General features: G+C 69.0%; 17 protein-coding genes. 12 read left to right on the forward strand and 5 right to left on the reverse strand.

The window, feature by feature from the left end:
* The first annotated feature begins 46 nt into the window (after positions 1-46).
* From ABNQ40_RS21265 to recN, 10 genes are all read left to right on the forward strand, one after another.
* Positions 47-2,392 (forward strand): ATP-dependent helicase, encoded by a 2,346-nt coding sequence (locus ABNQ40_RS21265; RefSeq protein WP_391348807.1) that lies wholly within the window; start codon positions 47-49, stop codon positions 2,390-2,392.
* A gap of 159 nt (positions 2,393-2,551) precedes the next feature.
* Complete coding sequence (locus ABNQ40_RS21270; protein WP_391348809.1) at positions 2,552-3,748, forward strand: hypothetical protein; 1,197 nt, start codon at positions 2,552-2,554, stop codon at positions 3,746-3,748.
* A gap of 120 nt (positions 3,749-3,868) precedes the next feature.
* Complete coding sequence (locus tag ABNQ40_RS21275) at positions 3,869-4,759, forward strand: 50S ribosomal protein L11 methyltransferase (RefSeq protein ID WP_109050318.1); 891 nt, start codon at positions 3,869-3,871, stop codon at positions 4,757-4,759.
* A gap of 96 nt (positions 4,760-4,855) precedes the next feature.
* The gene (locus tag ABNQ40_RS21280) at positions 4,856-5,326 is read left to right on the forward strand and encodes a TerB family tellurite resistance protein (protein WP_098739485.1); all 471 of its coding nucleotides are present in this window, start codon (positions 4,856-4,858) and stop codon (positions 5,324-5,326) included.
* A gap of 158 nt (positions 5,327-5,484) precedes the next feature.
* Positions 5,485-7,539, forward strand: coding sequence for an aminopeptidase P family protein (locus ABNQ40_RS21285; protein ID WP_109050316.1), 2,055 nt, complete (start codon positions 5,485-5,487; stop codon positions 7,537-7,539).
* A 245-nt stretch (positions 7,540-7,784) separates the two neighbouring features.
* Entirely contained in the window at positions 7,785-8,150 is a 366-nt protein-coding gene (locus ABNQ40_RS21290) for a chemotaxis response regulator CheY (RefSeq protein ID WP_012974572.1), read from the forward strand.
* A 113-nt stretch (positions 8,151-8,263) separates the two neighbouring features.
* Positions 8,264-9,358, forward strand: a complete 1,095-nt coding sequence (locus ABNQ40_RS21295; protein WP_109050315.1) for a protein phosphatase CheZ — start codon at positions 8,264-8,266, stop codon at positions 9,356-9,358.
* 206 nt (positions 9,359-9,564) lie between these two features.
* On the forward strand, positions 9,565-10,290 hold the full coding sequence (locus tag ABNQ40_RS21300; RefSeq protein ID WP_246307267.1) for a protein phosphatase CheZ: 726 nt from the start codon (positions 9,565-9,567) through the stop codon (positions 10,288-10,290).
* A 126-nt stretch (positions 10,291-10,416) separates the two neighbouring features.
* Entirely contained in the window at positions 10,417-11,232 is an 816-nt protein-coding gene (locus ABNQ40_RS21305; protein ID WP_109050313.1) for an outer membrane protein assembly factor BamD, read from the forward strand.
* Positions 11,233-11,240: 8 nt separating this feature from the next.
* Positions 11,241-12,917, forward strand: coding sequence for a DNA repair protein RecN (recN, locus tag ABNQ40_RS21310; protein ID WP_109050312.1), 1,677 nt, complete (start codon positions 11,241-11,243; stop codon positions 12,915-12,917).
* Positions 12,918-12,948: 31 nt separating this feature from the next.
* Here the strand turns inward: recN and ABNQ40_RS21315 are convergent, their stop codons facing one another.
* Positions 12,949-13,857, reverse strand: a complete 909-nt coding sequence (locus ABNQ40_RS21315; protein ID WP_109050311.1) for a LysR family transcriptional regulator — start codon at positions 13,855-13,857, stop codon at positions 12,949-12,951.
* Between the two features lie 47 nt (positions 13,858-13,904).
* Positions 13,905-14,519 carry an NUDIX domain-containing protein gene (locus tag ABNQ40_RS21320; protein ID WP_109050310.1) on the reverse strand — a complete coding sequence of 205 codons (615 nt, stop codon included), beginning with the start codon at positions 14,517-14,519 and terminating at the stop codon, positions 13,905-13,907.
* A gap of 394 nt (positions 14,520-14,913) precedes the next feature.
* On the opposite strand from ABNQ40_RS21320, the gene ABNQ40_RS21325 reads away from it, so the two are divergent.
* Complete coding sequence (locus ABNQ40_RS21325; RefSeq protein ID WP_109050309.1) at positions 14,914-17,463, forward strand: HWE histidine kinase domain-containing protein; 2,550 nt, start codon at positions 14,914-14,916, stop codon at positions 17,461-17,463.
* Between the two features lie 42 nt (positions 17,464-17,505).
* On the opposite strand, the gene ABNQ40_RS21330 is transcribed toward ABNQ40_RS21325, so the two are convergent.
* Genes ABNQ40_RS21330 through ABNQ40_RS21340 form a run of 3 tightly spaced genes read right to left on the reverse strand, consistent with a single transcriptional unit; the run spans position 17,506 to position 20,045 of the window.
* Positions 17,506-18,270 carry an RNA methyltransferase gene (locus ABNQ40_RS21330; RefSeq protein WP_109050308.1) on the reverse strand — a complete coding sequence of 255 codons (765 nt, stop codon included), beginning with the start codon at positions 18,268-18,270 and terminating at the stop codon, positions 17,506-17,508.
* Positions 18,271-18,327: 57 nt separating this feature from the next.
* Positions 18,328-18,870: a GNAT family N-acetyltransferase gene (locus ABNQ40_RS21335; RefSeq protein WP_109050307.1), complete on the reverse strand. Its 543-nt coding sequence runs from the start codon at positions 18,868-18,870 to the stop codon at positions 18,328-18,330.
* Positions 18,867-20,045 carry a murein transglycosylase A gene (locus tag ABNQ40_RS21340; protein ID WP_247879841.1) on the reverse strand — a complete coding sequence of 393 codons (1,179 nt, stop codon included), beginning with the start codon at positions 20,043-20,045 and terminating at the stop codon, positions 18,867-18,869. The genes ABNQ40_RS21335 and ABNQ40_RS21340 overlap by 4 nt, the downstream gene beginning before the upstream one ends.
* Positions 20,046-20,422: 377 nt before the next feature.
* On the opposite strand from ABNQ40_RS21340, the gene ABNQ40_RS21345 reads away from it, so the two are divergent.
* Entirely contained in the window at positions 20,423-21,823 is a 1,401-nt protein-coding gene (locus ABNQ40_RS21345) for an RsmB/NOP family class I SAM-dependent RNA methyltransferase (protein ID WP_391348818.1), read from the forward strand.
* Positions 21,824-21,857 lie beyond the last annotated feature (34 nt).

Below are 21,857 nucleotides of genomic sequence, written 5' to 3' on the forward strand. Positions count from 1 at the left end.
GATTTTTCCGTCCATTCCCTTTCGTCCATCCCCAGGCCGGGACGCCATGTCAGACGCTTATGATGATGATCCGTTGAGCCACGCCGCTCCCGCCGCCGGTCCCGCTTCGGGTTTTCCGGCGGCAGCGCAGCGCTTCGCCTATCTGGACGGGCTCAACCCGACACAGCGGGCGGCGGTCGAGGCTCTGGATGGGCCGGTCCTGGTGCTGGCCGGCGCCGGAACCGGCAAGACGCGGGTGCTGACCACCCGGCTGGCCCATCTGCTGATGACGCGCCGCGCCGCCGCCTTCCAGATCCTGGCGGTGACCTTCACCAACAAGGCCGCCCGCGAGATGCGCGAGCGTGTCGGCCATCTGATGGGGATCGAGCCTGAGGGCTGGTGGCTCGGCACTTTCCATGCGCTGGCCGCCCGCATCCTGCGCCGCCATGCCGAGCTGGTCGGGTTGAAGTCGAACTTCACCATCCTCGACACCGACGATCAGGTTCGCCTGATCAAGCAGCTGCTGCAAGCCGAGAACATCGATTCCAAGAAGTGGCCGCCCCGTCAGGTGCTGGGCGCCATCGAGCGCTGGAAGGACCGCGGCCTAACCCCCGACCGGCTCGGCGACGCCGACGGCGGCGATGTGGCGGGCGGCCGTGTGGTGGCGATCTACCGGGCCTATCAGGAGCGCCTGCGCACCCTGAACGCCTGCGATTTCGGCGATCTGCTGCTGCACAACCTCGCCATCTTCCAGAACCATCCGGACGTGCTGGCGGAATATCACCGCAAGTTCAAATATCTGCTGGTCGACGAGTATCAGGATACCAACGTCGCGCAGTATCTGTGGCTTAGAATACTGTCTCAGGCGCACAAGAACATCTGCTGCGTCGGCGACGAGGATCAGTCGATCTACGCCTGGCGCGGTGCCGAGATCGGCAACATCCTGCGCTTCGAGACCGATTTTCCCGGCGCCACCATCGTCAAGCTGGAGCAGAACTACCGCTCCACCGGCCATATCCTGGCGGCGGCCTCCGGTCTGATCGCCAACAACCAGGGCCGGTTGGGCAAGACGCTGTGGACCGAGGCCGACGGCGGCGAGCGGGTCAAGGTCAAGGCGGTGTGGGACGGCGAGGAGGAGGCGCGCTGGGTCGGCGAGGAGATCGAGACTCTCCAGCGCAAGGGCACCTCCCTGGCGCAGATCGCCGTGCTGGTCCGCGCCGGCTTCCAGACCCGCGAGTTCGAAGAACGCTTCATCACGCTCGGCCTGCCCTACAAGGTGCTGGGCGGACCGCGCTTCTACGAGCGGCAGGAGATCCGCGATGCGCTGGCCTATTTCCGCGTCGTCAATTCCGGCGACGACGATCTGGCCTTCGAACGCATCGTCAATCTGCCCAAGCGCGGCGTCGGTCCGGCGGCGATGCAGAGCCTCTACACCGCCGCCCGCGCCCGGGGGCTGTCGCTGACCGAAGCCGGCTGGGCGCTGACCGAGACGGACGAGCTGAAGCCGAAGCTGCGCGCCACCCTGCGCGGGCTGTTGCAGGACTTCTTCCGCTGGCGGACGCTGATGGCGACGGTGCCGCACACCGAGCTTGCCCGCACCGTCCTGGACGAGTCCGGCTACACCCGCATGTTGCAGGAGGACAAGACGCCGGAGGCTCCCGGCCGGCTGGAGAACCTGAAGGAACTGATCACCGCCATGGCGGAGTTCGAGAACCTGCCGGGCTTCCTGGAGCACGTCGCGCTGGTGATGGAGAATGCCGAGGCCGCCGGCATCGAGCAGGTCACGGTGATGACCCTGCACGGCGCCAAGGGGCTGGAGTTCGACCATGTCTTCCTGCCGGGCTGGGAGGAGGGCGTGTTCCCCAACCAGCGCGCGCTGGACGAGACCGGCATCGCCGGGCTGGAGGAGGAGCGGCGGCTGGCCTATGTCGGCCTGACCCGCGCGCGCCGCCGCGCCTATGTCAGCCATGCCGCCAACCGCCGGCTCTACGGCAACTGGGTCAGCGCCGTCCCGTCCCGCTTCGTCGAGGAGATCCCGCAGGACAATGTGGAGGCCGAGGCGGCCAACGGCCTGTTCGCCGGCAGCGGCGGGCGCGGCGGTTTCGGTGGCGGGGCAGGGGCTTACGGGGCCGGCGGGTCGGCGGGCGGTTTCGGCGGCGGCTTCCAGTTCCGCGGCTCCACCCGTCAGGCGCCGGTGCCCAAGACGATCACGCTGGACCAGGGCGCCTATGCGGTGGCGCCGCGGCCGCGGCCCGATGCGCCCTTCGCCAAGGGCGTGCGGGTCTTCCACCAGAAATTCGGCTACGGCACCGTGGTCGGCGTGTCGGAGGACAAGCTGGAGATCGACTTCGACCATTCCGGCAGCAAGAAGGTGATGGACAGCTTCGTCGTGCCCGCCGACAAGGCGAGCTGAGTCACAAGGCGGGTTGATCCTAAGCTGCGTCCGCCGGCAGGGCGCGCTATGCCGTTACACGGCACTGGACGGCTTGCCGCACTGTGACGGCCATCACAGCCGCGGCGGCCGCAGCCGCCCAAGATCGCAGCGGTGCAACGGAGCCGGAGGCCAACCACCGTGTTCGGAACGGGCAGTGTCAGTTACGAGGTGCAGAGCCGCCGCGAAGGCCGTTGGCGCATCGAGGGGGCCTATACCGACCAGGAGGCTGCGCTGTCGGCCGCCCGCTCGCAACTGGCGGCGACGGGCGTGGAAGAGGCGAAGGTGGTGAAGTTCCGCACCGTCGCCGGCCTGTCGCTGGAAACGGTGATCCTGCACAAGACGGTGCCCCAGACCCAGCGCAAGGGCCTGACCCTGGGCGGCACTGCGGAGGGTGCGCCTTTCTGCCGCACGCCGGACGACCTGCGCGGATTCGAAAGCCGGGTGGTGATCGGCCGGCTGCTGCGCCCCTATCTGGACGCCCAGCGCATCACCCCGACCGAACTGCTGCATTCCTGGCCGCTGTTCCGCAGGCTGGAGGAGCAGGGCGCGCTGCTGGGGGCCGCCATCCATGCCGCCGCCCGCCACCATGCCGATGTCCACGGCGTTTCCCACGCCGCCCGCGCCCGCGAATTGCGCCAGCTGGTGGAGGCGGTCAGCGGGGCCGCCCGCGATGCCCTGGCCGAGCGGCGCCGGCTGCCGCACTTCGATGCCGCCGACCTGCCGGGCACCAGCCGCGCCATCGACGGAGCGGTCGGGCGTGAGGGCCATGACGCGCTGTTCCTCATGCTGCTGTCCCAGCATCTGGAGGCCGGCGGACCGCTCGCCGGGAAGCTGGACATGCTGCTGGCGCTGACGGGCGACGATGTCGAGCCGCGGCATCTGGTCCTGCTCGACGGCGTGATCGCCGACATCATGGGATCCGCCGACACTGTGAAGGAGTTGCTGGGCGCGCAGCCGAGCCTCCATGCCGGGCTCGGCACCCTTGCCGACGCCCTGTTCGACCGCGATCCCGACCCGGCACTGGCGCCGATGGCCCCCTCGCTGCGCCGGGTCTGCCGCCTTGCCCTGGAAGGCCGCCTGCCGCAGAGCCGGGCCGTCCTGCTGGAGCGCCTGCGCCAGAGCATCGCCGGCGACCAGCCGCTCGACCGCCGCGACGCCAAGGTGGAAGCGGTGCTGACCCATGACCTCGCCGACCGGTTGAAGGGGGCGGACGGTGCGACGCTCGGCGGAACGGCCATGGAAAAGGCGCTGGAGCGCCGCCTGCTGCGCCATCGCCAGTCGGTCCTGCGCGCCCAGGGCATGCACGACATCGCCGACCGGCTGGCAGGTCGTTAGGAGGACGGCCGGTAAGGGTTTTTATCGAAACGGGACGGTCTCCGGAATCCTTGGTCTCTTTCGGGCTTGATGCTAAAAACGCGGCTTCTGTTCTCGCGTCGTCGTCGGAAAGCCCCTGTCATGTCGCAAACCCCGCTCTGGCGCATCGCGCTGGTCGTTCCCGAAGCCCATGCGCCCGCCTTTGCCGAGGCGGTGGGCGACCATGCCGATGCGGTGTCGACCTTCGAACTGGAGGAAGGCGGCAACTGGCTGGTGGAGGCGACCCTGTACGGCGCCCCGGACGAGGCGCGGCTGCAGTCCCGCGTCGCTGTGCTGGCCAAGGCCCTGGGCATCGAGGAGCCGCGGCTGGCTGTCGAGAACCTGCCGCCGATCGACTGGGTGTCGCACAGCTACCAGGGCTTTCCGCCGATTCGCGCCGGGCGCTTCTTCGTCCACGGCTCCCACCATGAGGGCATCGTGCCGGCCGGCAGCATCCCGCTGCTGGTCGATGCCGCGACCGCCTTCGGCACCGGCGAGCATGGCTCGACCAACGGCTGCCTCCAGGCGCTCGACCGGCTGTCGCGCCACCTGAAGCTGCCGCGCGGCGGGAAACGCGGCGCGCTCGACATGGGCTGCGGTTCGGGCATCCTGGCGCTGGCCGTTGCCAAGCGCTGGCGCGTGCCGGTGACGGCGGTCGACATCGACCCGGAGGCGGTGCGCGTCACCCGCATCAACGCGGCGCTGAACGGTCAGAAGGGCATGATCCGCGCCCAGGGCGGCGACGGCTATCACACCCGTATCGTCGGCCGGCACAAGCCCTACACCCTGATCACCGCCAATATCCTGGCCCGCCCGCTGTCGCGCATGGCGCCGCAGTTGCGCCGCCACCTGAAGAAGGGCGGTTATGCCGTGCTTGCCGGCCTGCTGAACCGGCAGGAACGCCACGTCATCCAGGCCCACCGCAACCAGGGCCTGCGTCTGGTCGCGCGCATTCCGGTCGGGGAATGGACCACTCTCGTGGTGAAGCGCTGATCCAGTGAGGCGTTAATTCGGGGGCCGTTGAAACAAAAGGGCCGGCTTGCGACTTCCCCTAGGGACGATGTTCCGAAATCTTGCTGGGGAGCCACCATGCTGAACCGCATCCGGTCCTTGTTCACGGGCGACGACGGCGTCGAGCCGGGCGAGGATGCCCTGCAGGCCGCCGCCGCCGCCCTGATGGTCGAGGCCGCGCGCACCGACGACACCATCTCCGAGGCGGAGCGCGACCGCATCCTGTCGGTCGTCCGCAGCCATTTCAAACTGAGCGAGGAGGAGGCGCAGGACCTGCTGTCCGCCGCGGTGTTCGACACCGAGGACGTCTCGCCCTATCTCCGCTACGTCAGCGTCATCATGGACCGCTGCCCGCCCGGCCACCGCCTCTGGATCATCGAGATGCTGTGGGAGGTCGCCTACGCCGACGGCGTGCTGAACGATCTGGAATCGAGCCTGCTGCGGCGGATCGGCGGCCTGCTGCACATCTCCGACGTCGAACGCGGCGAGGCCCGCAAGCGCGTGCTGGCGCGTCTGGGGTTGCCGGACGACGCCGGGCTGCCGGTGTGACGGATCGGGTGGGGGCCGGAACCGCGCCCCACCCCAACCGCGCCCCACTCCAACCGGCCCCACTCCAACCGGCATAGCCACCACCCCGCCGCTTGCGCAGGGCCGGCGGGGTGCCTAGCCTGTGTCCACAGGATTCACTCTTCCGAGGAACAGGTTCCGTGCCCAGCGCGATTCCCTCCGCTGCCTATCGTGGCGACGACGCCCTTGCGACCCTGCTGACCGAGGCCGGGACCGGCCGGTCTCCCGCCGATGTCCGCGCACTGCTGGCCGGCGTGCTGGCGGCGCCGGAGGGGGAGGAGCCCGCCGCCTGGACCGTCCTGGTTGGCGAAAACCTCCCGCCGGCCCTGGCCGACCAGCTCCACGCGCTGAAAGCGCAGCTCGCCGCCGAGGCGCCGACGGCCAATCCCGGTCCGGCGCAGCGGCTGGACGATCTGCGCGCCGCGCTGAAGCGCCGTGACCTCGACGGCTTCATCGTGCCGCGCGGGGACGAGCATCAGGGCGAATATGTGCCGCCGCGCGCCCAGCGGCTGGGCTGGCTGACCGGCTTCACCGGCTCGGCCGGCAATGCGGTGGTGACAACCGACCATGCCGCGATCTTCGTCGATGGCCGCTACACCCTCCAGGTCCGCAGCGAGGTGCCGGCCGACCTGTACGAGTACAGGCATCTGATCGAGGACCCTCTGGCCGACTGGATCGTCGCGGCGCTGCCCGAAGGCGGACGCTTCGGCTTCGATCCCTGGTTGCACACCATCGGCTGGGTGGAGAAGACCCGCGCCGCCCTGGAGCGCGCCGGCATCCTGCTGGTGGCGTGCGAGGACAACCCGCTCGATTCGGTGTGGCAGGGCCAGCCGCCGGCGCCGCTCACCCCGGTCGTGCCGCAGGACGAGGCCTTCGCCGGTGAAAGTTCCGCTGACAAGCGGGCGCGGCTGGCCGACGAGCTGGGGCAGAAGGGCATCGCCGCCGCGGTGCTGACCCAGCCGGACAGCATCGCCTGGCTGCTGAACATCCGCGGCGCCGATGTGCCCTGCACGCCGCTGCCGCTGTCCTTCGCCATCCTGTCCGCCGATGCGTCGGTGGAGCTGTTCCTCGACCCGCGCAAGCTGGCGCCGCAGACCCGTGCCCATCTGGGCAATCGGGTGCGGGTGCGGCCGGTCGAGGAGTTCGGTGCCGCGCTCGATGCCGTCGCCCGCGGTTCCGCCCGCGTGCTGGCCGATCCGACCTGCACCTCGGCCTGGATCGTCGACCGGTTGCATCTGGCCGGCGCCAGGGTGGAGCGCGACGGCGATCCCTGTGCCCTGCCCAAGGCCTGCAAGAACGCGGCGGAGCTGGCCGGCACCCGTGCCGCCCATGTCCGCGACGGCGCCGCCCTCGTCCGCTTCCTGCACTGGTTCTCCGAAGCGGCGCCGACCGGCACCCTGACCGAGCTGGCGGTGGTGGAGCGGCTGCTGGCCTGCCGGCGGGAGAACGAACGCTTCCGCGGCGTCAGCTTCGACACCATCGCCGGGGCCGGGCCGAACGGCGCCATCGTCCATTACCGGGTGACGCCGGAGACCGACCGCCGGCTGGAGCCGGGCAGCCTGTTCCTGCTGGACAGCGGCGCCCAGTATCTGGACGGCACCACCGACGTCACCCGCACGCTGGCGGTCGGCGAGCCCGACCCGGCGATGGCGGCGGAGATGCGTGACCGCTTCACCCGCGTTCTGAAGGGCCACATCGCTCTGTCCACCGCGCGTTTCCCGCGCGGCACCACCGGCTCGCAGCTGGACGTGCTGGCGCGTCTGCCGCTGTGGCAGGCGGGGCTGGACTATGACCACGGCACCGGCCACGGCGTCGGCAGCTTCCTGTCGGTGCATGAGGGGCCGCAGCGGGTGTCGAAGGTCGGCAACACCGTCGCTTTGCAGCCGGGCATGATCCTGTCCAACGAGCCCGGCTATTACAAGACCGGCGCCTATGGCATCCGCATCGAGAATCTGATCGTCGTCCAGCCGGTTGAGGAACTGGCGGGTGAGCTGGCCGGGGCCGAGCGCCCGATGCTGGAGTTCGAACCGCTGACCCTGGTGCCGATCGACCGCGCGCTGATCGAGCGGGCGCTGCTGAGCGACGCGGAGGCCGCCTGGGTCGACGCTTATCATGCAAGGGTGCGCGAGTCGCTGTCGCCGCTGCTCGACGATGCGGCCCGCCGCTGGCTGGAGCAGGCGACCGCACCCCTGTGAGCGGAGCGGGCGGCTGTAGCAATTGTCGGCCGGAGGCTGGGGGCGCCCCTGATTCCGCAAGATGTTGCCGCCCGTGGTAACACGTTCTTTACCCAGCTGCTTCAGTGTGACCCAAGGGGATGACTTTTGGCGGCAGTTAGGGCACTACAGTCGGCATCACTTCCCGGATTACGGCGCAGCCCCCGCGCCGGGTGGGCGTAACGGCCGGTCAGACACCGGCAACGGATTATTGCGGAGACGTCTAGATGAAGATCCTCGTCGTCGATGATTACGCCACCATGCGGCGCATCGTGCGGAACCTGTTGACCCAGATCGGCTACACCGACATCGACGAGGCCGGCGACGGCGTGTCGGCGCTGGCGAAGCTGCGTGAGAGCAAGTTCGGCCTCATCATCTCCGACTGGAACATGGAGCCGATGACCGGCTTGCAGCTCCTGAAGGAAATCCGCGCGGATGCGAAGCTGGCGGCGACGCCCTTCATCATGGTCACCGCCGAGAGCAAGACCGAGAACGTCATCGCCGCCAAGCAGGCCGGCGTGAACAACTACATCGTCAAGCCCTTCAACGCCGACACGCTGAAGCAGAAGATCCAGGCCGTTATCGGCGGCTGATCTTCGGGTTTGCGATGTGGGAGTAGCAAGGACGGCACCCGCCGTCCGGCGCCCGGTTCGGCCGCCCGGGTCAGCGGGGCGGCCGGCTGATCCAGTTTGGGGAGTGGACCGGTTTGGAGCAGCTTCCGCAGCTGTCCGATGAAGAGTTCGAGCAGATCGAGGACGCCATTGCCCGATCGGCGAAGGGCAGGGCATTCCTGCGGCGGCTCCACCGGCGGTCCCTCGGGGCCGCGACGGAGGAAGTGCGCGCCATGCTTCAGGAGTTCCGCGACTCCTGGGGTCGGCAGAACGAAGCGGTGGAGGCCGGCAAGCATGTCGGCGTTCTGCGCCGCGAGCTGATGGAAATGGCCGCCTCGATCGAGCAGGCGAGGCGGGAAGTGGCGGCGCTGCGTCCCCCCGACGGGTCGGGCGACAAGATTTTGTCGGCGACCAACGAGCTGGACGCCATCGTCATCTCCACCGAACGCGCGTCCTTCGAAATCCTGAACGCCGCCGAGCGGTTGATGGACCTGTCGGGGAAGCTGCGGGCCGGCGGCGCCGATCCGGCGATCTGCAGCGACATCGACACCCAGGTGAACGACATCTTCACCGCCTGTTCGTTCCAGGATCTGACCGGCCAGCGCACCAGCAAGGTCGTCAACGCGCTCCGCTACATAGAACAGCGCGTCATGGCCATGATCAGCATCTGGGGTGAGGACGGGCTGGCCGGCATCATGGTCAAGGAAGAGCAGACGGACACCCGTCCGGATGCCCATCTGCTGAACGGTCCGCAGCTGGATGGCCATGGCGTCAGCCAGGCCGATGTCGACAGCATGTTCGACAGTCCGGCCCCCGCCGCCCCTGCCGCTCCGCCGCCGCCTCCTATGCCGGCGCCGGTACAGTCGAGCCAGGCCGACATCGACAGCATGTTCGACGCGCCAATGCCCGCTGCGGCCCCCGTGGCCGCTCCGGTCAAGGCCAGCCAGGCGGATATCGACAGCATGTTCGATGCCCCGGCACCGGCAGCCGCCCCCGCGGTGGCGAGCCAGTCCGACATCGACAGCATGTTCGATGCGCCCGCCCCCGCGAAGAAGCCGGTTCCGAAGCCGCAGGGTGCCGCACCGAAGGCAAAGGCCGCCGCCAAGCCCGCTCCGCCGCCTCCGCCGCCCGCAGCGGCGGAACCGCCGCCTCCGCTGGATCAGGCGGCCATCGACGCTCTGTTCGGGTAAGGCCGGCCCTCGGCCGGCGGACTCCGAACCGACAACCTGTGCCGACAGAACCTCATGGGTTTCCCGGATTGACCGCCCCAGCCCGCCGATGGCCGGATGGGGCACGGGTCAGCCGATCAGAACGCAGAACCGACGCGCGACCAGACATCCACCACCACAGGCCACAAGGCGGCCGTTTCCGAGAGGCGGGACCGAGGATGAAGCAGATGACCAAGCCCTTCATGGCCGAGCTTCAGAAAGCCCGCAAATCCGGGCACCCGTTCCAGGCGCTGATCGAAGATGGCGCCGCCGCGGCGGCGCTTCCGGCGCCGACGCAGGTGGTTCAGGCCGACAACACCGAGGTGCTGCGCGCCATCGGCGATCTCGGCGCCAAGCTCGACCGGTTCCTGACCATGGATGCGGCGCAGATCGATCAGATCCAGGTGGAGATCGCCGACATCTCCGGCCGGATCAAGGCGACCAAGGTGGAAATGGCCGCCATCCGCCATCCGCTGGCCGGCGACGACAAGTTCCAGCAGGCCAGCCAGGAGCTGAGTGCCGTCGTTTCCGCGACGGAGGCCGCGACCAACACCATCATGGCCTGTGCCGAAGAGCTTGAAGAGGTGGTGTCGGAACTGAAGTCGTCGCTGCCGGAGGGCTATCACAACGACCGGGTCAACGACATGGTCGATGTGATCGTCCGCATCTATGAGGCCTGCAACTTCCAGGATTTGACCGGCCAGCGCATCACCAAGGTCGTCCGCGCCATGTCCTTCATCGAGGAGCGGGTCGACGCGATGATGGGCCTGTGGAACAGGCGCGAGTTCGAGGCGATGCCGCTGCCGCCGTCCGTCACCAAGAAGGACGAGAACCTGGACCTGCACGGTCCGGCCGAGGCCACGCCCGACAGCGGCAACATCAGCCAGGCCGACATCGACGCGCTGTTCGGCTAAGGCGCTTCCGATCCAAATTCCGCCGCGGGCGGGGAGGGGCATATCGCCCACCCCCGCGTTACCGCTTGCGGCGCCCTTACCCCGGCGTGCTATACAGGGGCAACTTCGAAAGCGCCCAAGACGACGATGCTTCCTCGCCCGTACCGCCTGCCGCTGACGGCCATTCTCCTGTCCGCCGCCCTCTCCGCCTGCTCCTCCACCAAGGAGGACGCATATGTCGAGCGTCCGGCCGACCAGCTCATGTCGGAAGCCGACGCGGCGATGCGCGAGGAATCCTACAAGAAGGCCGCAAAGCTCTACGACGAGGTGGAGCGCCAGCATCCCTATGCGGATGCGGCCAGCAAGGCGCAGCTTCTTGCCGCCTATGCCCAATACCAGGATCTGAAGTACGATGACGCCATCCTGGCGCTCGACCGCTTCATCCAGCTTCATCCGGGCAGCCCGGATGTCGATTACGCCTATTACATGCGGGCGCTGTGCTATTACGAGCAGATCACCGACGTGCGCCGCGACCAGCGGATGACGCGCCGGTCGCTCGACGCCCTCCAGGAGGTGGTCCGCCGCTTCCCCGACAGCAAATATGCCCGCGACGCGAAGCTGAAGATCGACCTGACCAACGATCACCTTGCCGGCAAGGAGATGGAGGTCGGGCGCTTCTACCTGCGTCAGCATCAGTATACCGCCGCGATCAACCGGTTCCGCGCCGTCGTTGAAAACTATCAGACCACGTCCCATGTGCCTGAGGCGCTGCACCGCCTGGTGGAGTGTTATCTGGCGCTGGGCGTGACCGACGAGGCGAAGGCCGCCGCGGCCGTGCTCGGCCACAACTTCCCCGGCAGCGAATGGTACACGGACAGCTACGCACTGCTGGTGGACGCCAATCTGCGTCCCGAGCGAAACGAGAAGTCGTGGCTCAATCGAGCCTGGAACTCCCTGTTCTAGGACGCTCCATGCTCGTGTCGCTGACGATCCGGGACGTTGTCCTGATCGAGCGACTGAGCCTGTCCTTCCGCAAGGGCCTGTGCGCCCTGACCGGTGAGACCGGCGCCGGCAAGTCGATCCTGCTCGACGCGCTAGGGCTGGCCCTCGGTGCACGCGCGGATTCAGGCCTGGTGCGCCACGGCGCCGATCAGGCCTCCGTCACCGCGGAGTTCGAGCTTTCGGGCGACCACCCGGCCTTCGCCATCCTCAAGGAACAGGGTCTCGACTCCGATTCCGGCGATGGTGCGCTGGTGATTCGCCGCACCGTCAACACCGATGGGCGCAGCCGCGCCTGGGTGAACGACCAGCCGGTCGGCGTCGGCCTGTTGAAGACGCTGGGCGCCGAACTGGTCGAGGTGCATGGACAGTTCGACACTCACGGGCTGTTGAACCCGCAGACCCACCGCGGCGTGCTCGATGCCTATGCCGGCCTGTCGGCCCAGGCGGCGCAGGTCGCCGCGTCCCACCGTGCCTGGAGGCAGGTGGAGGATGCGCGCCATTCCGCCGCCGCCGACATCGCCCGCGCCCGCTCCGAAGAGGAATATCTCCGCCACGCCGTGGCCGAGCTGGACGCCCTCGCCCCCAAGGCCGGCGAGGAGGAGGAACTGTCGGAGACCCGCGCGGTGCTGATGCATCGTGAGAAGCTGGTCGACGGCATGAACGCTGCCTATGCCGAACTGTCGGGCGACCGCGGCGTCGAGCGCGCCCTGTCCTCGGCCATCCGCACGCTCAGCCGCATCGCCGACCGGGCCGGCGGCACGCTGGATCCGGTGATCGCCGCCCTTGACCGGGCCGCGACCGAGGCGGGGGAGGCGATTGCCGCCCTCCAGGCAGTCTCCAGCAGTGTCGACATGGACCCGCGGGCGCTGGAAAAGCTGGAGGAGCGGCTCTTCGCGCTGCGCGCCGCTGCCCGCAAGCATGGCGTCGATGTCGATGCGCTTGCCGCCTTGCGCGAGGAAATGGCCGGCCGCCTGCTGCTGATCGAGGATCAGGGCGACCTGCTGGCCAAGCTGGCGAAGGAAGCCGAACAGGCCCGCGCCGTCTTCCACAAGGCCGCCGAAGCGCTGGGCGCCGCCCGCCGCGAGGCTGCCGGCCGGCTGGACGTGGCAGTCGCCGGCGAACTGGCGCCGCTGAAGATGGAGAAGGCGAAGTTCCGCACGCTGGTCGAGCCGGTGGACGAGTCGGAATGGAGCGCGTCGGGCATCGACCGCGTCGCCTTCCAGGTCGCGACCAACCCAGGCTCGCCGCCGGGCGCGCTGAACAAGATCGCGTCGGGCGGTGAACTGGCGCGCTTCATGCTGGCGCTGAAGGTGGTGCTGGCCCAGACCTCAACCGTCGGCACGCTGGTGTTCGACGAGGTCGACACCGGCATCGGCGGCGCCGTCGCCGCCGCGGTGGGCGAACGGCTGGAAACGCTGGGCCATGGCCTGCAGGTGCTGGTCGTCACCCACAGCCCGCAGGTCGCGGCGCGCGGTGCGGTCCATCTGAAGGTGCAGAAGTCGCAGAAGGGCGAGCAGGTCACCACCGGCGTCGCCGAACTGGATGGCGACGAGCGGCGCGAGGAGATCGCCCGCATGCTGTCCGGCGCCACCGTCACCGCCGAGGCCCGCGCGGCGGCCGACAGCCTGATCGCCGGCCGCGGCTGATCCCTCGGAGCGTATGCTCCGAAAAGACATGCTATTCCGCCGCCAGCGCCTCGGCATGGCGGCGGAACAGCCGGACGAGAGCATCCACCACCGCGGCCACCGCCGGCGCATCGCGCCGGTCGCGGTGGACCAGTAGATGGACATCCTCACGCAGGGCGGCCGGTGGATCGACGACGCGGACCAGCGCCGGCTCGGCATCGCCCAGCACGCAGGGCAGCAGCGTCAGCCCCATCCCGCGCCGGGCGGCGTCGAGCCGCATCGGCAGTTCGCTGAGCCGGGCGACGATGCGGGCGCCGCGGTCCCGGACCGTGTCGTCCACCCATCCCGATTGCGATGGCCGCCGCCGTGTTTCCGGCAGCCCGACCACGGGCGCGCCGTCCCAGCGTCCGGACCAGTCGTCGCGCAGCCCCCGCATCGCGTAGAGGGTGAAGCCGAAGCCTCCCAGCCGGCGGGTGACCAGATCGCCTTCGGCCGGCACCCGGTCCATGCGCAACGCGATGTCGGCCTCGCGCTGGGCCAGGTTCAGGGCGCTGCGGGTGCTGAGGATGGTCAGGTCGGCGCCGGTCTCCGCCAGCAGGTCGGCCAGATGCAGGGTGAGGAAGGCGGAGACGGAGGTCGTCGCCGTCACCCGCACCGGCTGCGCCGTCGCGGACAGCCGGTCGGCGTTACGGGCAAAAGCAGCGGCGGCATCGCCCATGACCGCCGCGCTGTCCAGCACCGAGCGGCCGAGCGCCGTCAGTTCCAGCCGGTTGGGCAGCCGGTCGAACAGCGAACCGCCCAACGCGTCCTCCAGCCGTTTCAGCCGGCGGCCCAGGGTCGGCGGACTCAATCGCAGCCGCTGGGCCGCGCCGGTCAGGCTGCCGCACCGTGCCGTGGCCAGGAAGGCGCGGATGTCCTCCCAGTCCAAATGCCCGCTGCCCAAATCCGCGTCGTCGATCATCCAGTCCCCGTCCGAATCGCCCGGTCCGGCGGGGCGGGCGGAGGCCGTCACCGCGGCAGCAGGCCGTGAAGGGCGGCATACTGCAACAGCATGATGGTCTTGCCGTCCAGGATCTCCCCGCTGCCGACCATGGCAAGGGCATCGGCGAAGGTCAACTCGACCACCTCGATGTCCTCGCCCTCCTCGGCGAGCCCGCCCCCCTCGCTGCGGTCGGCGGCGCGGTACTCGGCGACGAAGAAGGCCAGCCGCTCCGTCACCGAGCCGGGGCTCATGAAGGCGTCGAACACCCGGCGCGGCGCCTGGACTGTCACGCCTAGTTCCTCGGCCGCCTCGGCCCGGATCGCCTCCTCCGGGCTGCGGTCGTCGAGCAGGCCGGCGCAGACCTCCAGCAGCGGTTCCGGATGGCCGTTGACATAAGCCGGGAAGCGGAACTGCCGCGTCAGCAGCACGGTGGCGCGGGTCGGATCGTAGAGCAGCAGGGCCGCCCCATTGCCACGGTCATACGTCTCCCGGCTTAGTGTCTGCCAACTGCCGTCACTCCGCCGATAGTCGAAAATGGTCTTCTTCAGAACATACCAGTCGTCGGACAGCAGCGTGACCTCGCGGATGCGGATGCGCTCGTCCGAGGCAATGGAATCGTCGGCTGGAAAAAGGATCGTCATGGCGCGCCTTGGTGGTCATGGAACGGCCGTTACCCTGCGTCATGAGCGGCTTGCGGGCAGCCCGCCGAAGATGAAAGGGCGCCTTGCGGAAATTTGTGGCTGCCACCGACCTTCAGCAACGATACTTATTTGCAGTTGAGGAAAAGTTCTGGAGGAGCGAAGGCGCTGCCGGTGCAGCCAAGGCCTGATAGTCATTATCATACGCAAGCACGTTCTAAATCTTATCCTATGTTAAGTTAACAGGCCTAGACGAGAACATAGGAATAGCCATTTTGGAGCGTTGCAGCGTTCCAGGCTCCTGCCTAAAATGTTGATGAATTCCCTTGGCTGCGCGTGACAAACGACGCCGGTCCAGCTTCCGCCAGAGGTCGCGTTTGTCTGAAGTCTTCGTTCGATGAGCGGCCCGGTTCCTATGGGGTCTGTCGACCTCACCGATTGCGACCGGGAGCCCATCCACCAGCTGGGCCTTATCCAACCGACCGGCTTCCTGATCGCCGTCACGGCCGATTGGATCGTCGTCCATGTCTCTGCCAATATCGGGCGCTGGCTGGGGGTGGAACCCGACGATCTGCTGGGGCATCCGCTGGCCACCTTCCTCGCGGGCGAGGCGTTGCACACCATCCGCGGCCGATTGCAGGTCGCCCACATCAACGGCAGCGTCGAGCGCGCCTTCAGCGTCCATCTGTCCGACATCGCCCCGGTCTGCGACGTGGCGGTCCATCTGTCCGGCTCCACAATCGTCATCGAGGCGGAGCCGAGCGAGGGCGAGGGGGCGCAGGATTCGGGATCGCTGCTGCGCTCGATGATCGCGCGGGTCCAGAACACCCGCGGCTTCGACGGCTTCTGCCGCGAGGCGGCGCGCCAGATGCGGGCGCTCACCGGATTCGACCGGGTGATGGTCTACCGCTTCGCCGACGATGGGGCGGGCGAGGTGATCGCGGAATCGGCGGTGCATGGCATCGGCAGCTTCCTCGGCCAGCGCTATCCGGCTTCCGACATCCCGCAGCAGGCTCGGCGCCTGTATGAGCGAAGCTGGCTGCGCTGCATTTCCGACGTGAACGCGCCGCCGGTGCCGATCGTGCCGATGGTGGATCCGATGGGCCAGCCGCTGGACCTGTCGCTCAGCCTGCTGCGCAGCGTCTCGCTGATCCATGTCGAGTATCTGCGCAACATGGGGGTGAACGCCTCGCTGTCGGTGTCGATCCTGCGGCACGGCAAGCTGTGGGGACTGTTCGCCTGTCACCACCGCCATGCCCGCTCGCTCTCCTTCGAGCGCCGGACCACCGCCGAGTTGTTCGGCCAGATGGTCTCGCTGCTGCTGGAGGGGCGGGAGCGCGAGCAGGAAAGCCAGCAGGAGGCCCAGGCCCGCCGCGCCCATGTCCGCATTATGTCGATGCTGGCCGACAGCGAATCGCCGCTGGACAGTCTGGTCACCTTCGCGACGGAACTGCGGGCTCTGATCGACTGCGACGGCTTCGCCTGCTGCATCGACGGCCAGCTGCATATGGAAGGCGAGACGCCGACGCGGGAGGAGACGCAGGGCGTCATGCGCTTCCTGCACCGGACGCCGCCCAGCAAGATCTACCTGACCGATCAGTTGGGGGCGGTGCATCCGCCGGCCCGCGACTTCACCGAGCGGGCCTGCGGCCTGCTGGCGATCCCGGTGTCGCGGATGCCGCGCGATTATCTGGTTTTCTTCCGCAAGGAACTGGTCCGCACCGTCACCTGGGGCGGCGACCCGACCAAGCCGGCGCAGTATGGTCCCAACGGTCCGCGCCTGACCCCGCGCAAGAGCTTCGAGGCCTGGAAGGAGACGGTGCATGGCCGCTCCAAGCCCTGGACCGAACTGGACGAGCGCAATGCCGAATCCCTGCGGGTGACCCTGCTGGAGGTGGTGCTGCGGCTGGCCGATGTCGCCGGGCGCACCCGCAAGGAGGCGACCGAGCGGCAGGAACTGCTGATCGCCGAATTGAACCACCGCGTCCGCAACATCCTCAGCCTCGTCCGCGCCCTGGTGCGGCAGAGCGAGTCCGGAGCGGAAACGGTGCAGCAGTTCGCCGCCATCGTCGCCGGCCGCATCGAGGCGCTGGCCCGCGCCCATGACCAGATCACCGCCGACAATTGGGGGCCGGCCTCGCTGCGGGCCCTGGTCGTGGCGGAGATCGGCGCCTATCTGTCGGCCAAGAGCGAGCGGGTGCGGCTGACCGGGCCGGAGGTGCTGCTGGCGCCGCAGGCCTTCTCCGTCTTCGCGCTGGTGGTGCATGAGCTGACCACCAATTCGGCCAAATACGGTGCGCTCAGCGACAGCAGCGGCTGGGTCGAGGCCGACTGGTCGGTCGACGAGGGCGGGCGGCTGCTGATCGACTGGCAGGAGAATGGCGGCCCACCGGTGCGGGCGCCGTCGCGCACCGGCTTCGGCACCACGGTGATCGAGCGGTCGGTTCCCCACGATCTCCAGGGCGAGGCGGAGGTGACCTACGCCCTGTCCGGTCTGCGCGCCCGCTTCATGATCCCGGCGCGGTTCGTCACCATCGCCGACAGCCTGCCCACCGGCAGCCGGCGCAGCCTGCCGGTTCCTGCTGCCGATTTCTCCATTGGCGGCCCGGTGCTGCTGCTGGAGGACAACATGATCATCGCCATGGCGACGGAGGACGTGCTGCTCAGCTTCAACGCCAGCCGCGTCAACACCGCCGCCGGCGTTCGCCACGCCCTGCGCCTGATCGACGAGGATCCGCCGGTGGTCGGCGTGCTGGACATCAATCTGGGCAACGAGACGTCGGTTGCGGTGGCCGAACGGCTGCGGGAGCTGGGCATCCCCTTCGTGTTCGCGACCGGCTATGGCGAGAGCGCCGCGGTGCCGGAGCGGTTCGCCGATGTGCCGGTCTTGAAGAAGCCCTATGGGTCGGATCAGGTGGTGCAGGTGCTGGCGTCGGTGATGGGGTAGGGCGTCCGTCACCTGATCGCCGTCGCCCAGCCCCCGCGGCGGTCACCCCTTGACCGCCGCATACCGTGTGAACAGGGCCACGCTGACCGCCACGGTGGCGTTCAGCGACTCCACCGCCCCGGTGGTCGGCACCGAGAGCCGCGTCGCCGGGCAGTCGGCCGGCACGCCCTGGCCTTCCTCGCCCAGGATCAGCCGCATGTCCGCGGGCCAATCGAAGCGGGTCAGATCCTCTCCTCCGCCGTCCAGGGCGTAGAGCGGCCCCGCCGCCTCGTTCACCGCCGTCCAGCGCGGTCCGCGCAGCAGGGTCAGCGTGAACTGTGCGTTCGACGCCGCGCGCAGGCATTTGGGGTGAAAGGGATGCGCCGCCCCTTCCAGCAGGACGATCCGCGACACGCCGAAGGCCGCAGCACTGCGCAGAAGGGCGCCGAGGTTGCTGGGATCGCCCAGCGCGCACAGCAGCTCCAGCCCCTGCGGCGGCTGCGACAAATCGATGGCCGGCATCTTCGGCACGGCGCCGACCAGCAGCGGAAAGCCGGTGCCCGACACGTCCAGCATCCGGAACAGGGCAGGCGCCAGCTGCACCGGCTCCACCCCCGGCGGCAGGCGCCAGCCGACGATTTGCGCCGGGTCGGTGAACAGCAGCCGCTCGAACCGCTCCGGATGCTGGCGCAGCGCTTCCGGAACGGTCTTCAGGCCGGCCAGCAGGAACTTGCCGTTCTTCTTCAGCCCCCGGCTTTCCAGCGCCGATTCCCACAGCTTGAACTGCGGGTTCTGCGGGCTTTCGATCAGCAGGGGCGGACGGGTCATGGCGGCAGGCTTTCCGGCAGGGAGATGCCCCTGCCTAGCACAGCAGCGCCGCGGAAGTCAGGTGTTGAGGCGGCGGCCGAGGAACAGCAGGGGGCCGCGCTGGCAGGCGTCGGTGAAGCCGGCGCGCTGGTAGAACTCGACATTGCGGGCGAAGACGGCGGTGACCAGATGCACACCGGGCAGGCCGTCCTCCCGGCAATCCTCGGCGAAGCGGTCGACCAACCGCCGTCCCAGCCCGTGTTCCCGCCAGCCCGGCCGGACATTCACATGGAAATGGGCGGGGTAGGCGGCGAAATGATCGGCGAAGATCTCGTATTTCGGGACGCGCCGGGCCAGTTCGACCGAGCCGGCGCTGTCCTTGCAGCCGGTGAGGTAGCCAACGGCCTGTCCGTCGGCCGCCACCGCCATCCAGATGTCCCGCGGTGCCTCATCCACGAACCAGCCGGTCCATGTGGCGAGGAAGGCGGCGCGCTCGGCAGCGGACGCGAACTCCGTCCGGCTGGTGGAGGCGAAGAAGATTTCCTCCAATGCCGCCAGCGCCGCCCTGCGGTCGGACAGGGCGGTCAGCCGTTCCAGCCGGATGCGGTCCTCTGCGGTCATTTCCGTTGGGCGGTCTCGACCGACAGGTTGCGCGGCGCCAGCATGGTGTAGTGACCGCGCGCCTTCATCACGCCGGCTCCTTCCTCCGCCTGCGGGCCGTGGCCCCAGAACAGGTCGCCGCGCACGGGCCCCTTGATGGCGCCGCCGGTGTCCTGCGCCATCACCAGCCGGTTGATGGCGCCGCCCGGAACCGGGGCGTCGCGCACCTCCAGCCACAGCGGCACGCCCAGCGGGATATGCTCGGCATCCACCGCAAGGCTGCGGCCGGGGGTCAGCTCCATGTTGCGGGCGCCGCGGGCGCCAACCTCGGGCTTCACCTTGAAGAAGACGTAGGAGGGGTTGAGGTTCATCACCCGCTGGGCCTCGGCCGGATGGTCCTTCAGCCAGCGCCGGATCGTCTGCAAGGACATCTGTTCCGGCGTGGCGTCGCCGATGTCGATGATATGGCGGCCGATCGGGTAATAGCTGTGACCGTTCTGGCCGGCGTAATGGATGCCGACCACCGAGCCGTCGGCCATGATCGCCCGGCCGGAGCCCTGGATTTCCAGGAAGAAGGCGTCGACCGGGTCGTCCACCCACATCAGTTCCAGGCCCTTGCCCTTCAAGGCGCCGTTTTCGATGCGGGCGCGGCTGGGCATGCCGTTCTTGCCGCGCGACGGCATGCGATAGAGCGGGACGTTGTAACGCTCGGTCCGGGTCCAGCTGCCGTGCAGCTCGATCTCGTAATAGCCGGTGAAGAGGCCGTTCTCGCCGTTGCTGACGTCGCGCGGGGTGAAGAAGGTCTCGAAGAAGCGGCGGGCCGCCTCGCTGTCGCCGGGGGGCAGGTCGCGGGCGGCGGCGCAGATGGCGCGCCAGTCGTCGGTGGTGCCGGCGGCGCGCAGCTGTCCCAGCGACTTGCCCGGCGGCTGGTTCTTCACCCAGCCGCAGGTCCGTTGCACCGCCGGGACCGCCTGGGCGTGGTCGTCGTCGATCCAGCCGGCGAGGTGGCGGAAATCGGGCGAGACCTGATCCCAGGTCGGGCGCTGGGCGGTTCGCCGCTGCCCGTCCACCGTCGGGGCGGTGCCGGCGCAGGCCGCCAGCGTCGCCAGCAACCCTCCCATCAGCGCCATCCGCAGGCCGCGGCCTGCGGCTTTCTTCACCTCACGCGCACACGCCACCCCAGCCGCAGCCGCCATCGCGCACTCCGCCACCAGCATCCGATATGTCCGTCGAAGACCCCCGACCGGTCTCCCGCCCTTGGCGGTCCGGTCACGACAAGGTCACATCACCCGACCGTTTGTGCCGGTGGTTACCCCGAGTCGTCAATCCCCAACCTGAACTTTCGGATAGGTCGCGTCCGCTTGTCACGGGGGGTGGAGGCGGGGGGCGAGCCAAGGGGCGAGCGGGGCAGACGCGCGGCGGCAAGGCGTGACAGGAGGCGACAAACGCGGTATCGACAGCTCATACGCGAAGGACCGTTCGAAAACGCATCTCGCCCCCGGATCATACGGGGGGACGATGCGGGCGGCCGGTCCTGTTCGTCGCCGTGAGACACCCCAAGGGACAAGACGCCATGACACCCGCCGCCCGCCTCCAGGCGGTCATCGATCTGCTGACCGAGATCGACGAGACCCCTCGCCCCGCCGACGCGGTGATGAGCGCCTATTTCCGCAACCGCCGCTACATCGGCTCGAAGGACCGCACCGCCGTCGCCCAGATGGCCTACGCGATCCTGCGCCGCCATGCCCGGCTCGGCTGGTGGATCGAGCGCGGCGGCTATGAGCGCGCCACCCCGCGCGCCCGCGTCCTGGCCTATCTGCTGCTGGAGGAGAACCGCAACGCCGGCGTGGTGCTGGAGATGTTCAGCGGCGGCAAGTTCGCCCCGGCCCGCCTGACCGACGACGAGCTGGCGATGGTCGGCAAGCTGGAAAGCCACACGATGGAGCATCCCGACATGCCGGAAACGGTGCGGGTGGAATGTCCGGACTGGGCGGAAGCGGCGATGCGCGCCTCGCTGGGCGACCGCTTCGGGGTCGAGATGGAGAAGCTGCTGGAGGCGGCTCCGCTCGACCTGCGCATCAACCCGCCGAAGGCCAACCAGCAGAGCGCGATCAAGGCGCTGGCCAAGGCGCAGATCACGGCGGAAACCACGCAATGGTCGCCGCTGGGCCTGCGGGTCAAGGGCCGTCCGCCGCTCGGCAGCGTCGACGCCTTCAAGGACGGTCTGGTCGAGATCCAGGACGAGGGCTCGCAGCTGGTCGCGCTGGCCGTCGCGCCGAAGCCCGGCCATCAGGTGGTGGATTTCTGCGCCGGTGCCGGCGGCAAGACGCTGGCCGTGGCCGCGCTGATGAAGAACAAGGGCCGGGTCGTCGCCTGCGACGTGCTGGACAAGCGGCTGAAGCGCGCCGCCGAGCGGTTCCGCCGCGCCGGCCTGCACAACATCGAGGCGCATCCGCTGACCAGCGAGCGCGACCCCTGGGTGAAGCGCCACAAGCGCAAGTTCGACCGCGTGCTGGTCGATGCGCCGTGCTCCGGCACCGGCACCTGGCGCCGCAACCCCGACGCCCGCTGGCGCCAGCTGGGTCCGGGGCTGGAGCAGCTGCTGCCGCTTCAGGCCAACATCCTCGACAGCGCGGCGCGTCTGGTGAAGCCGGGTGGGCGGCTGATCTACGCCACCTGCTCCATGCTGCATGACGAGAACGAGGCGCAGGTCGAGGCTTTCCTGCAGACCCATCACGACTTCATCGTGAAGCCGGTCGCCGAGGTCTGGGCGGAGGAGGAGACCGGCGCGCCGCCGCCGGTCGACGGTCCGTACCTGCGCCTGACGCCTGCCCGCCACGACACCGACGGCTTCTTTGCCGCCGTGCTGGAACGCCGCGCCGAGGAGACGGTGTCGGAGGAGAGCGTTGCGGACGTCGGAATGGAGCAGGGCGAGGTCGATCCGGTCGAGCTGGGCAAGGCGATCGATGCGTGAGTGCAGGGGAGGGGGCCTCTCCCTCTCCCCACCC

The organism is Azospirillum sp. A23, assembly GCF_042938965.1.
GTDB lineage: Bacteria > Pseudomonadota > Alphaproteobacteria > Azospirillales > Azospirillaceae > Azospirillum > Azospirillum melinis.